General features: G+C 48.7%; 11 protein-coding genes. 6 read left to right on the forward strand and 5 right to left on the reverse strand.

The genetic code is table 11. The features are described 5' to 3' along the window. Positions 1-431 precede the first annotated feature (431 nt). The 6 genes from QVP67_RS11850 to QVP67_RS11875 all read left to right on the forward strand — a co-directional run bounded on the left by QVP67_RS11850 (position 432) and on the right by QVP67_RS11875 (position 8,307). The gene (locus tag QVP67_RS11850; RefSeq protein ID WP_022163779.1) at positions 432-1,310 is read left to right on the forward strand and encodes a zinc-binding metallopeptidase; all 879 of its coding nucleotides are present in this window, start codon (positions 432-434) and stop codon (positions 1,308-1,310) included. 42 nt (positions 1,311-1,352) lie between these two features. After that, on the forward strand, positions 1,353-2,630 hold the full coding sequence (locus QVP67_RS11855) for a DUF4302 domain-containing protein (RefSeq protein ID WP_022163780.1): 1,278 nt from the start codon (positions 1,353-1,355) through the stop codon (positions 2,628-2,630). Between the two features lie 86 nt (positions 2,631-2,716). After that, positions 2,717-3,742, forward strand: coding sequence for a BACON domain-containing protein (locus tag QVP67_RS11860; RefSeq protein ID WP_022163781.1), 1,026 nt, complete (start codon positions 2,717-2,719; stop codon positions 3,740-3,742). A gap of 560 nt (positions 3,743-4,302) precedes the next feature. Beyond that, positions 4,303-5,412 (forward strand): DUF2027 domain-containing protein, encoded by a 1,110-nt coding sequence (locus QVP67_RS11865; protein ID WP_071150839.1) that lies wholly within the window; start codon positions 4,303-4,305, stop codon positions 5,410-5,412. Then, entirely contained in the window at positions 5,409-7,424 is a 2,016-nt protein-coding gene (locus tag QVP67_RS11870) for a tetratricopeptide repeat-containing sensor histidine kinase (protein WP_022163783.1), read from the forward strand. The genes QVP67_RS11865 and QVP67_RS11870 overlap by 4 nt, the downstream gene beginning before the upstream one ends. A gap of 130 nt (positions 7,425-7,554) precedes the next feature. Then, entirely contained in the window at positions 7,555-8,307 is a 753-nt protein-coding gene (locus QVP67_RS11875) for a LytR/AlgR family response regulator transcription factor (protein ID WP_022163784.1), read from the forward strand. 166 nt (positions 8,308-8,473) lie between these two features. On the opposite strand, the gene QVP67_RS11880 is transcribed toward QVP67_RS11875, so the two are convergent. The 5 genes from QVP67_RS11880 to QVP67_RS11900 all read right to left on the reverse strand — a co-directional run. Further along, positions 8,474-8,830 carry a hypothetical protein gene (locus QVP67_RS11880; RefSeq protein WP_022163785.1) on the reverse strand — a complete coding sequence of 119 codons (357 nt, stop codon included), beginning with the start codon at positions 8,828-8,830 and terminating at the stop codon, positions 8,474-8,476. Between the two features lie 318 nt (positions 8,831-9,148). Beyond that, positions 9,149-9,751 (reverse strand): lysine exporter LysO family protein, encoded by a 603-nt coding sequence (locus QVP67_RS11885; RefSeq protein WP_022163786.1) that lies wholly within the window; start codon positions 9,749-9,751, stop codon positions 9,149-9,151. Next, positions 9,748-10,035: a LysO family transporter gene (locus QVP67_RS11890; RefSeq protein ID WP_022163787.1), complete on the reverse strand. Its 288-nt coding sequence runs from the start codon at positions 10,033-10,035 to the stop codon at positions 9,748-9,750. The genes QVP67_RS11885 and QVP67_RS11890 overlap by 4 nt, the downstream gene beginning before the upstream one ends. Positions 10,036-10,142: 107 nt before the next feature. Next, positions 10,143-11,228, reverse strand: coding sequence for a DUF4249 domain-containing protein (locus tag QVP67_RS11895; protein ID WP_022163788.1), 1,086 nt, complete (start codon positions 11,226-11,228; stop codon positions 10,143-10,145). Positions 11,229-11,246: 18 nt separating this feature from the next. Then, the coding region (locus QVP67_RS11900) for a TonB-dependent receptor plug domain-containing protein (protein WP_288180164.1) at positions 11,247-12,900 on the reverse strand (1,654 nt) is incomplete at its 5' end.

Genomic DNA, 12,900 nt, shown 5'->3' on the forward strand with positions numbered 1-12,900 from the left:
AGCAGGAGTATGAAGCTGCCGCTACCGACCTGTCTTACTGGTACATGAAAAAAGGTATTTCGGCCTGCAGTGCCCAGCAGATTATCGACTTCTACAAGGCTACCGACAGCAAAGGCAACCCCAATGCCAATGTGAAGGAACTGCATACAGGTGTTACCTATACGGAAGAACAGACTTATCTGATTCATGCCGTACTCCATGCACGTCGGGTAGAAGGTCTGCACGAAGGTATCCGCTGGATGGACATCAAACGCTATGGTATTTCCTATCAGCACAACATCTATAACGGAGAGCCTTTGACCCTGTTGCAGGATGATCCGCGCAAAGCCATTCAGATACCGCAAGAGGTATTGTTTGCCCCGGGCGATATGACTCCCAATCCAAGATGACTTTTTTAGCAAAACATAACGATATATAAACAGATTACGATTATGAAACTGAAATATTCCTTATTATTTCTGCTCTTGAGTGCCATGCTTTGTGGCGCATGCAGCGAAGAAGACCTGAATCCCACCAGCATCTTTGATGACGAAGTGGAAATGGAAAAGAACGAACTGGACATTTGGCTGGACAATAACTACCTGTATCCTTACAATGTAGATTTCAAATACCGGATGGAGGACATTGAATCGAGTTTGAGCAATAACTTGGTTCCTATTGAGTACGATCTGGCTGTACAGATGGCACGTATTGTGAAGCATGTGTGGTTTGAGGCTTACGATGAGATAGGTGGCATCAACTTCACGCGGCAATACGCTCCCAAAATCATTCACCTGGTCGGTTCGCGTCAGTGGAATCCCAACGGCACCATTACTTTGGGTTACGCGGAAGGCGGCTTGAAGGTGACACTGGTAGGCGGAAACTGGCTTGATCCTACCGACATTGCCGACCTGAACGAAATGTTTTTCAAGACTATGCATCATGAATTTGCTCACATTCTGCATCAGACCAAGGAATATCCTGTTGAGTACAACGACCTGAGTGAAGGACATTATTCGCCTTCCGGCTGGAACAACCGTCACGACATGGCCGATTATGCGCCCTTTGGTTTTGTTACTGCTTACGGCAGCAGCCAGCCGGGTGAGGATATTGCTGAAATGACAGCCTGTTTCCTGACTTGGACCGATGCTCAATGGAAAGCGCTGGAGGAAGGTGCCGGAGCAGAAGGATGGGCTATTATACAAACGAAGCTGGGCATTGTAAAAGATTACATGCGTACCAATTTCCAGATTGATATGGACAAGCTGCGTGCGGCGATTGACCGGCGCTGCGACGAACTGCAGCGTATGGATATCAATGCACTGCCCTGATGATTGTCGGATAACGAATGTATAACACTAAAAACTGAAGTTATGAAAAACAAACTTTTATATATCATACTTTTAATGGCAGGATTGTTTCAGGCTTGTGCTCCTGAAGTGGACGACCTTTTCGACAAGCCGGCCCAACAGCGTATCAACGAAGAAATTAAGGCCTGCCGTGATCTGTTGGTCAGTTCGGAACAGGGCTGGAGGCTGGAGTATTTTCCTTCGGCTACCCAGGCTTACGGAGGCTATAACATGATTCTGAAGTTTACGGAGAAAGAAGTGACTGCCGCCGGCGAAACTGCCAGTAGTCCGTCGTACACGGAGACCAGTCTTTATTCCATGGGTTCGGACATGGGGCCTACGTTGAATTTTGATACCTATAATTCCATTATCCATTACTTTGCCGATCCTGACAAGCAGGAAGGTGCCGGATTGGGAAAAGGATATGAAGGCGATTACGAGTTTATCATCATGGGGCATTCTGACAATGAAATCATCTTGAAGGGCAAGAAGACCAAGAACGTCATGAGGATGATACGTATGGAGGAATCGGCCGAAAGTTATCTGACTGCTGTGCAGAAAATCAGAGATGACTATAACTCATTGTTTGGAGTAGAAGGTGCGTCGGGCACTATCAACGGACAGTCGGTCAGCTTGTCTTTCCCGTCCGACCGTAAACTTTCTGCTCAGATCGGTACTGAGGAATTGCAGAGTGCTGCGTATTTGTTTACGTCGACTGGTATCCGTTTTTATTCGCCTCTGCTGATAGGGGGCAAAGAAGTAGATTCTTTTGGATGGTCGTTTACCGATCAGGCTTTCGAATACGAAGGACAGACTATTCCGTTCCGCTACGACCCGAATATGGAGGACTATACGCAATATCTGGGCAAGTATACTATGAAGTATAATGGCTATTATGGAGCTTCGTCGTTGGAAATTGAACTTACAATTGGAACGTATAAACAAAATTATATCATCAAAGGAATGCTTCCGATTGATGTTATCATGACGTATGCCGAGCCGGTAGTTGATGGGGTGAAGACTCCGCGCATGGAATTGCTCAACCAGCAGTTGCTCGACGGAAGTGGCAATTATCTGTCTGTATGGAATGCCGAGAGTGGCCGCCTTACTTGGGGAGGAACCGATTTCCGATATGGTATGTACGGCGAACGTGATGCAGACAATCCTGATTTGTATCGGTTTGTAGACGATGGCCGACGTGAAGAAGCCACTACGGGTATGATTCTGTGGGGACAACCGGGAGAATACAGGGCATATGGAGAGTCGCGCTTTGCTCACATCACTTTGCTTAAGCATGACTGATACGCTGCTGAAATCTTAGGTTGCCGGCTTTGTACGGTTGGCAACCTATGAACAGAAAAATGGTAAACCAAATAACTGAAAAACGTATGATAAAGAAAATATATACTTTGTTGTTAATGGCATGTTGCATCGGATTTGTAGGATGCTCCGACGACGATGAAACAGTACAAGCCACTTTGAAAGTTGTGAAGTCCGATGTTTCTTACGACTGCTTCGGCGGAGAAGGAACGATCGAAGTGAATTCCGTAGATCCTGTTACTGCAACCAGTTCTGTCAACTGGTGTCAGGCTACTGCCAGTGGGAATGTGATTCAGTTGAAAGTTGCTCCCAATCAGAGTGAGTCGAGCCGGACTGCCGTCATCTCTCTTCAGTCAGCATCGGGAAGTACTCAAGTTGCCATCTATCAGATGGGAGATGTTCCTATTTCGGACATTGAAGGCCGAGCTTTGGGTAAGAATGGAGAACAGTTGACGTTTCATGTAAAATCAGTTAGCGAAATTCAGATTGAAAGTTCGGCCGATTGGCTGACTTATCAGCTGGAAGGTGAACAACTGACGGTCAATATAGCCGATTTTCCCCCGGGATCTCCTACGGGAACCCGTTCTGCAACGCTGACTGTCAGTGCCGGGAAGGTATACAAGATGCAGTACACATATTCGCAGTTCAACATGGAGGGTGAATTCGATTGCTTCCGTTCGGTAGATGGTGTGCAGCAATCATACGGCACATGCCGGCTGGAAGAATCGGCAACTCCGTTGGTGTATAACGTGTATCCCAAAGGAAGTATTTTTGATGGTCCTTATAAAATCAGTTACGAAAACGGTAAGTTCGTCATCCGCTTCAATCAGGTGTTGGGAGCTTACGATGCCAAACGGAACATCGTACTGTGTGCATACGATAAGGCCGGAAGACTGTCGTGGGATACGAAAATTGAATATGTAGCCCCGGTTGCTTTCAATCAGGAGACAGGACTTATGACGCTTACATTCCAGGACAACGGAACCTGGGCAGGACAGCATGTGGACGGATTCTATTATAGTATCACCGACGAGCAAGGAACTCCTACGGGAACCGGATGGGCGGTGACAGACATTGTATGGGTAAGAAAATAGCAGACTCTCTCCTAAAGTTGCGTTTTCTTTTCTTTGGAGCGTGAAAAGAAAAGAAGATGAGGTTTTGAAAAGGTAAAGGGATGGCGTTGTGAAACGTCATCCCTTATTTATTTCTGCCTCCCATTATGTCCTAACCTACTATTCTCTCAGCTGCTAGATGTGTCTTCACCGTCCGATGAATCCTTTTTTCTTTTACTTTCTTTATATCTCGCGCGCCGGGATGTATATCTCAGCACGCGGGATGCATATCTCAGCACGTGGGATGTATATCCCGGTGCGCGAGATGTAACTTCCTGCGTGGATAGAACGATTGTGCAGGATAGAAACAGCGGATTGGGTTGTAACAAGGCGGTGACGTATGGCTTTTAAGGACATTCCTTTGCAGAAACACTTGTCTTGGGGGTATCTCGTGTCATTTTAGTGATATTTACGTATCTTTAGATAAGATAGGATGCGGTTCGGCATAGCCAAATTGAAAACTTTGGTTTTCATTTGTCTCTGCGCTCACCTTTCACTATCTTTGCCACAAGGAAACCGAATGATTAAACAGAAAAGACATGATAAAAATAGGAGATAAAGTTCGCTTTCTGAGCGAAGTTGGTGGCGGAAAGGTCACCGGATTTCAAGGTAAAGACATTGTACTGGTAGAAGATGCTGACGGGTTCGACATCCCGATGCACATACGCGAAGTGGTGGTGATTGAGACCGATGACTACAACGTGCCCACGCCCGCTTCGAAAGCCGCCAAGGCCGAACGGAAGAAAGCCGAGGAGCAGCCCGCCCGTCCCGCTGCGTCGCAGCAGGCTTACGAGCAGCCTCTGCATCGGGTAGAAAAGCCCGAAATATCAGTCTACCGCCAGCCGGAGATGAAAGGCGGCGATGTGCTGAACGTCTATCTGGCCTTTGTGCCCGAAGACATCAAGGCTGTCAGCACTACTCCGTTCGAGAGTTATCTGGTGAATGATAGTAACTATTACCTGTACTACACCTACTTGGGTGCTGAAGGCAAGGCATGGACAGTGCGCCAGCATGGACTGATAGAGCCTAACACCAAGTTGCTGCTCGAAGAGTTTGAAAAGTCGTCGCTCAACGACCTGGAACGCGTGGCCGTGCAGCTCGTGGCCTTCAAGGACCGTCGTTCCTTTCAGTTGAAGCCCGCAGTCAGTGTGGAACTGCGTATCGATGTGGTGAAGTTCTACAAACTGCATACTTTCCAGCCTACCGACTTCTTCGAAACGCCTGCCCTGATGTATGACGTGGTGCGCAACGACCAACCTGCCCGTCAGGTGTACGTGTCGGCCGAGGATCTTCAGGAAGCTCTGATGCAGAAACGTTCGGCCGATGCCCCCAAAAAACACCAGCCCGCAGCCAAGCAAGGCGGAAAGAATGGCATCGTAGAGGTGGACTTGCACATCGGCGAACTGTTGGACGACACGCGCGGCATGTCGAACGGTGAGATGCTGAACTACCAGCTCGACAAGTTCCGTGAGGTGATGGAACAATATAAGAACAAGCGTGAACAGCGCATCGTCTTCATCCACGGCAAGGGCGACGGCGTGTTGCGCAAAGCTATTTTGGACGAACTGAAGCGCAAATATTCCTCCTGTAAGGCGCAGGATGCTTCGTTTCAGGAATACGGATTCGGAGCTACAATGGTGACCATTAGATGATAAAACGCTTGTACCATATCGTTTTGCTGCTTTGCCTGCTGGCACTGACAGCCTGTGCTTCCAGGGAGAAAGAAGAACAGCCTTCCGAACTGCGGACGTTCGAACGCTTTTCGGCTTTGAATGGCGATTCTGTTTCGACCCATCCTTACGAAGTGCGGGCAAAGGCAGTGCGGGGTATGCAGGCATCGCACGACAGTCTGACGTGGTACAATTATCTGGCAATGGCGCTGAAAACCTATCTGGTTACTTCCGAGATGGACTCGGCACGGCTGGTGGTGCGGCAAATCGAAGACTTCATCAGCCGTCAGCCTTCTTCGCCGCAACTGGCCGACCTGGCAAGTGACTGCGCCAACAGTAAAGGCAACATCTACGTGCGTACAGGTTATATGGACTCGGCAGCAGCTTGCTACCATCGCGCTTACGAGCTCCGTATGCAGAGCAACCATAAGGAAAGTGTGCCCGACATCCTCATCAATCTGGCCGATGCCTGCAACCAGCAAGGTAAGCTGGACGTGGGAGCGGCCTGGTATCGTCGTGCTCTGTTGCTGTGCGATTCGCTTCAACTTCCCGACTCGCAGAAGTATCCCATTTATTACGGATTGGGGCAGATCTATGTATGGCTGCGCGACTTCGAACAGTGCGATCATTACTACAATCTGGCAGCCAGGTATTTCGACGAGATGCGACCTACCGAGAAACACTTCTACCTGAACAACCGCGGCACATCCTATTACTACAGAGGCGATTACGAAACAGCCCTTACCTACTTCCGCCGCGTGATAGACCTGACGACGGAATATCCTGAAATGGTGTTCGAACGTAACCTGACGTGGCTGAACCTGGCCGATTGCTTCATTTCGTTGCAACAGCCCGATTCGGCAGCCCTTTATATCAACTTGTGCGAGCCTTTTTTCAAGGAATACGGAATGCCTGCCGCTCTTTACGCTATCGATACACAGAAGATGGGCCTCTGCTTGCTGCGGAAAGATTTGGAAGGCGCCCGCCGGGTGCTGGCTTCGAGCGTCACTTCGCCCGACGTCTACCCCGACCTGATTCATGTGCGCAACCGCAACCTGCAACGCTATTTCGAGCAGACCCAGAACTATCATAAGGCCTACGATTACCTGAAGAAAAACCGTGAACTGGACGACTCCATCCGCAACGAACACGTCAAGATGCGTACGGCTGACCTTGCCCTGCGCTATCAGCAGGACTCTACACTGATGTCGCCGAAAGTGCTCATTCAGGCTAAGGAAAACGAAGTGCTCGAACTAAGGCAGACCCGTATCATCTGGATTGCCTTGTGCGGAGTGGCTTTCCTCGTGATGGTCTTTATTTATATGTACAGCAAGAAGAAGCGTGCCCTGCTGCTTGTCGAAAGTCGTCGTACCGTTTCTACCCTTCGTCTGGAGAACATCCGCAACCGGCTTTCGCCTCATTTCATCTTCAATGTGCTCAATCAGGAGATGGCCGGACGTAAGGAAGAAGAGAAGCACGAACTGGCTTCGCTGGTCAAGCTGATGCGCCGCAATCTGGAATTGGCCGAGCAGTTGTGCGTTACCCTGTCCGAAGAGTTGGACTTTGTGCGTACTTACATCGATCTGGAGCGCCGTTCGCTGGGCGATGCTTTCTATCCCGAAATCAGTTTGGCTCCCGATGTGCATCCCGAACAGGTCATGCTCCCTTCCATGCTGATACAGATTCCCGTAGAGAACGCCGTGAAGCATGCTTTGCGCAGCAAGGAAGGCGAACGCCGACTGTGGATAACTGTAACGCGTACGGCAAGTGCCATCAGTATCAAAGTGACTGGCAACGGTGGAGGTTACCGTCCGAACAGTCGCAATCGGGGGACGGGCACCGGTATGAAAGTCATCATGCAGACCATTCAGATTCTGAACATGAAGAACAAGGAAACAATCGACGTTTCGGTGCACAATGTCCTTCTCGACAGTGGCGAGACAGGGTGCGAAGTCGCTTTCCTGCTTCCCGACAAGTACGACTATACGATTTAAGAATGTCTTCTTAGTAACGTTTTTCGATTGGATAATCTCGATAAACGTCCGGATAGTCCACATTCTTCGTTTGCGCTTTTGTGTGAAATAAATATAATATTTATATTCGCCCAACAAAACGACGAAAGCTATGGAGAGATTTAGAGTGGTAATAGTGGACGATGACGACGTTTCATTGGAGAATCTGGACTTCAGCCTGCGCAAAGATACCCGCTTCCAGGTGGAGGGAGTGGCCCGAAACGGGAAGCAGGGAAAGAAGGTCATCACCAAAGTACGCCCCGACCTGTTGTTCCTGGATGTAGAGATGCCCGATATGACAGGGATGGAACTGCTACAGGACATACGCGATTCGATTTCCTGGAATATGAAAGTTGTCTTTTATACGGCTTACGATAAGTACATGATACAGGCCATTCGTGAGTCGGCTTTCGACTATTTGCTGAAACCGTTCGAAGAACAGGACCTTCAAGATATTCTGGAAAGGTTTGTACGTCAGAAAGAGGCGGACAGCCGGATTGTGCCGTATGCAGGAACTCCGTTGCATGCCGGGCAGACATTCATTGTGTTCACTCCGACAAACGATATGCGTGCATTGCGTCCGGCCGAGATCGGTTTTTTCCGTTACTGTTCCGAGCGTAAGCAGTGGGAAGTGATATTGAGTCAGCAGCCACCTCTTGTATTGCGCCGTGGAATGACAGCCGAGCAGATTATCCAGTATTCGCCCTGTTTTGTGCAGATACATCAATCGTACATCATTAATATTGATTATCTGATGATTATAAAAGACAGTAAATGTCTGCTTTATCCGCCTTTCGACAAGGTGGACGAACTGCTCGTCTCGAAGAAATACAAAAAAGAACTGCAAGACAGATTTTGCTTGTGAAAGTAGCTCTGTCTACACATGTAGGTAAATATATGACTGGTTAGAACGATTGCGTTGCCATCATGGTGGCGGCGTTAATCAGAAAAGGCACCGGAGAATTGCTCTCCGATGCCTTTTTTATTTGAATTGTTAAATCAGTTTCATCCTTAATTATCGGAGTGAAGTGTTACTTCACTTCGATACCTTTGTTTTCCAACGTAGTGTTCAGAACCTTTGCATACTCTTCGTATTGCTTTTCATCCAAAGTTTCCTTCATCAGTTTCAGGTTGGCTTGAACAGCTTTACGTCTCATTTCATCCTGATCTTCTGCTACTTCGTTGGCCAATGTCATCTGCTTTTTGAAATATTTGCAAATGTCTGCCACTTTTTCATGCTGGCTTTGAGTCAACTTCAGGTATTTGCTCAATGTATTTACATTGATGGAACCTTCCCACTTCTTTTCCGTTGTCGGTTGATTGCCTGCTGCAAAAGTTGTAGCTGCCAAGCAGAATGCTGCCACTAATGTTAATCCAAAACGTTTCATAATACCTACTTTTTTAATTGTTAATCCTAAAAACTTTGTTATCCTAAAAACTCTTGTCCTAATACCTATTGAAAAACTCTAAGCGCTTAGTCTTTCTTTTTACCGATGCAAATATATGGACATGTTTTATAACACAAAAACAAATGAAAAAGAAAGTGTATGGAAAGCACTTCTTTTTTGACTTATATCAATTTGGGTGTGTGAAAACGTACTGTTTTTCGTGTATTTTGTAATAAGAACGTAATATTATAGGCTGTTTAACATTAATGGATGACGTATATCAGTCTTTTGCTTACAAAAAGACAAAAGTAGGTTTGTCTATAATGAACAGAATAAAGTGACAAGGAAGGTTACGGAGAAATCTGTCAGGCAACCATGGAATATAGATACCACTACCAGTTCCTTTCCGCTGTATCGGGTGATGATGGGCAGTGTAGTGTCCATGGTTGTGGCACCTCCTACAGCAATGGGAGCCAGTTTACCGAACCAGCGTACCAGCAATGGAGCGGCAAGCAGGGCGATGATTTCGCGCATAATGTTGCTCAACAGGGCGATGGTGCCCATGGCAGGACCTTTGTATTCGGTGATAATGATGCTGGAAAGCGAATAGTATCCAAAGCCCGAACCGATGGCACAGCAGTCAGCCGCGCTGCGGTGGGGCAGCAGTAGCGAGACGACAAGGCATCCGGCCAGCGTGCCGCCGATGGTCATCAGCGGTAGCAGGGCAAAACGTGGATTCAGTTGTCGGAAGCTCAGCAAGGTTTTAGGGTCGCAACCCACGCTGATACCTACAAAGAACATCAGTGCGCAGAGGGCGTAGAAACTGAGATCGGCTACGTTCAGGCTGTCGGGCAGCAGGTGTTGGTGTCCGCAGATAATGCCCAGTACGAAGAAGGCGATGATGATGAGGCTACCTTTCATGACTTTGCGTTACCTCCTTTCCGGCAGATGTAGTTCCACAATCCCCAGGCTGCCAGACAGCTGCCCAGTACGGCAAACAGGGTGATGAGCAGTGCTTCTACTCCTAAAGTGCCCAGGCCGTTGATGATGTCCGGGTTGCCCCCCACTTCCGTGCCCAGCAGGAAGAGTAACAACCATATTAATATGGTAATGATGCGGCCTACGGGGCGTGTGTTGCAGCGGCGCAACAGATAGCCCGTTCCTACACCGCCCAGCATGAGTGCAATAATGATCAGTACAAACATAATTTCTTGTTTCAGTAGATTGAGGGCACAAAAGTAGGCCTTTTTACCGAAATATCCTATGTCCGTATTGCTTCTTTAGGCTTTTTGTCAGACCATCCTGATACTTGTCAGGGAATGTGCAGGACGAACTGTGTGCGCGAATCGGCACCGACGAATCCCAGTCCACCCGTAACGTTGGTGGGGATGCTGACGGGTTCCATCAGAACTTCTTCGTAATTTTCGTCATCGAGTGTGTTCAGAGCCTTCTGGTAGCGGTATTGTTCTTCGGTAAGGCTATAGATGCTGACGGTAATGGTCTGGCTGTTGTGGTAGTCGATGTAGTTGAAGAAGTATGGCGGTTCGGTATGGTAAGTAGGCGTATAGACTTTCAAGGTGGCCGATGCATCGGGAAAACGATTGTCGGTAAACAGGTTGTATTTGTTTCTCGTGGTGGGAAACAGTTCATTCTCCTCGTCGTTGTAGTTGTGGGGATGGCCATCGGTCAGGATGATGTCTTCGCGGTTGATAATCTTGGGCATCGGGACGGAGGTTAGCAAGGTGTCGCGTTGTTCTTTTACGAGATTTCCTCCTGCGTCGTAACGATAGGTCCAGTATGTCACCAATTGCTGTAGTTCGTGGCTGATGTCCAGCCGGTAGTAGCTTTTTTCGCCGGGCAGGTCTTTCAGGGTGATTTTATACTGGCGGTAAAGTACATCTCCTGCATACTCGCGCAGATAGGTCAGGGCTGTATCCACTTGCAGGCTTTCGATGGGGCGGGGAACGATGGTTTCTGCGCTTGCATGGTAAGTTCCGTTTTCGGCTATTGCCTCCAAGCGGATGTGATCGCCTGGGTGCAGTTCGGAGGTGATACGGAATTTCTTGAAGTGGATATTACGTAGCAGTTGCTCGAACTGTTCGTCGTCTATCGTCCCTTTCAGGTCGCTGCACAGTTCTTCGGGCGAAATCTCTTCGGGTGTTTCAGTGGCTTTTCCATTAATATATAAGGTAAGACTGCCTTGTGTCACCCGTCCGATACGGTTGCCTTCGCTGAGGTGCAGGTAGGCATAGTTCTCTTTTGCGCCGGCAGTGAGTTGGGCGTTCAGTATCAGTTGAGGTTCCCGAGCCTGTTCGTTGTAGGGGATTTCGTTGGTACATGCAGTCAGTGCGATGCAGGTAACCAGAATAATTTGCAATATGCAGGGAATGTGTTTCATATCTTTCATGTTTAGGAGTTAGAATCTGTATGTATAGGTCACCGAGGGAATCAAGGGCAGAATGGTCAGCTTCTTGATAGTGGTTTTGGTATGCTGTGTGATGATCTCTCCGGGAGCAAAATTTTCGTAGATATTTTCTTGTTTGGTATATACGACGTTGGGATTCATGGCGTTGTAAAGGTTGTAAATGCTGATGTTCCACGTACGCATACCGTGTTTGGTCTTCCTGTTGAAGTTGATGCCGACGTTCAGCCGGTGGGTGGGAGGAAGCTGGTAGTTGTTCCGGTGAGAAATGTAGTTTTCCTGACCGATACTACCGTCGGGCTTGATGACGATGGTTTGCCGTTCGGGTACGGTGATATAACCTCCGGTGTAGAATATCCACGAAGCGCCCACATCGATGCGGTCGTTGAATTTGTGGTTCAGGCAGAGGTTTACGCTGTGACGGCGGTCGTACTTGTGCGGGAACCATTGTCCCTGGCTGATGCTGCCGTCTTTGAAACGGCGTTCGCTTTTGGAGAGGGTGTACGAAATCCACCCGGTTGTTTTACCCACCGTACGCTGTGCCATCACTTCCAATCCGTAACAGCGTCCTTCGCCCATCTCTACTTTCTCTTCCCAGTAGGTGGAATTGCCGAAGAAGGAAACGCCGTCCTGATACTCCAGAATGTGGCGCATTTGTTTGTAGTAGCCTTCTACGGAGAACTCCCACCCCGACAGCCCGTCGTAGTAGAGTCCGGCAGCATATTGGTTGGAGTACATGGGGCGTATGTTGCGGGTGATGGGTACCCACAAGTCAGTAGGCATAGAGAGGGGAGTGGACGAGAGCAGATGTACGTATTGTGCCATGTGGGCATACGAGGCTTTGGCTGCCAGACCGCTGCCCAGGTCGTAGCGCAGGGAGAGGCGGGGCTGTGCCGACAGATAGCTCTTACCCTGTGTGTGGAAGAGGGTCAGGCGTCCTCCCCAGTTCAGGCTGAGCCGGTCGGACAGTTCCCAGTCGTCTTCGGCATAAAGGGAGAGTTCGAAACCCCGTTGTGCCTGATTGATGCTGGTTCGGTAGGTGGTGTCTGCCGGTGTGGTGGAAGTTCCGTAGTTCCCTTCGTGTGCGGTGGAGACACCGGGACTGAACAGGTGGTGGATAAATTCGGAGCCGAACCGTGCGCGGTGGCTGGTGGATGGGGTATAGTCGAAGTCCATGCGGGCGCTCCAGTCGCGTATGCCCGAGTGGAATTTTGATGTATAGATTTGGCGTTCCAATGTGTTGCCGTTCTGTATTTTACGGTTTTCGGTATCTTCTTGTAGGGTCATGCGGTATTGGTTGTACGCTACGGTGGCGTTGCCAAAGAGCTTGGGACTGAATACATAGTTCCAGCGGGCATAGCCGATGAGGTTACCCCAGTTCAGGCGGGCTTTGCTGGTGTAATATTGCTGCGGAGAGGATGAATAGTCAGTCGGCTTGTCGTCGTTGTAATAGTGGTAATGGTCTTTGCCGCGGTAAAAGCCTAAGAAGAGGCGGCTGCGGTCGTTGAACTTGTGATTCAGTTTGGCATTCAGGTCGTAGAAGTAATAGTTGTATTTATCGGTGGAAATGTGAGTACCATATGACTCGGATGTGTTTACTGCATTGGGAATCAGTGTGGTGGGCATGAATCGTCCGCTCAGCGAGAAG

This window comes from Bacteroides sp. CAG:633 (assembly GCF_000435115.1).
Taxonomy (GTDB): Bacteria; Bacteroidota; Bacteroidia; order Bacteroidales; family Bacteroidaceae; genus Bacteroides; species Bacteroides ndongoniae.

Excerpts from the sequence above, each read along its gene's own strand:
- QVP67_RS11850 (WP_022163779.1), top strand. The coding sequence starts at position 432 with ATGAAACTGAAATATTCCTTATTATTTCTGCTCTTGAGTGCCATGCTT.
- QVP67_RS11855 (WP_022163780.1), top strand. The coding sequence starts at position 1,353 with ATGAAAAACAAACTTTTATATATCATACTTTTAATGGCAGGATTGTTT.
- QVP67_RS11860 (WP_022163781.1), top strand. The coding sequence starts at position 2,717 with ATGATAAAGAAAATATATACTTTGTTGTTAATGGCATGTTGCATCGGA.
- QVP67_RS11870 (WP_022163783.1), top strand. The coding sequence starts at position 5,409 with ATGATAAAACGCTTGTACCATATCGTTTTGCTGCTTTGCCTGCTGGCA.
- QVP67_RS11875 (WP_022163784.1), top strand. The coding sequence starts at position 7,555 with ATGGAGAGATTTAGAGTGGTAATAGTGGACGATGACGACGTTTCATTG.
- QVP67_RS11880 (WP_022163785.1), bottom strand. The coding sequence starts at position 8,830 with ATGAAACGTTTTGGATTAACATTAGTGGCAGCATTCTGCTTGGCAGCT.
- QVP67_RS11885 (WP_022163786.1), bottom strand. The coding sequence starts at position 9,751 with ATGAAAGGTAGCCTCATCATCATCGCCTTCTTCGTACTGGGCATTATC.
- QVP67_RS11890 (WP_022163787.1), bottom strand. The coding sequence starts at position 10,035 with ATGTTTGTACTGATCATTATTGCACTCATGCTGGGCGGTGTAGGAACG.
- QVP67_RS11895 (WP_022163788.1), bottom strand. The coding sequence starts at position 11,228 with ATGAAACACATTCCCTGCATATTGCAAATTATTCTGGTTACCTGCATC.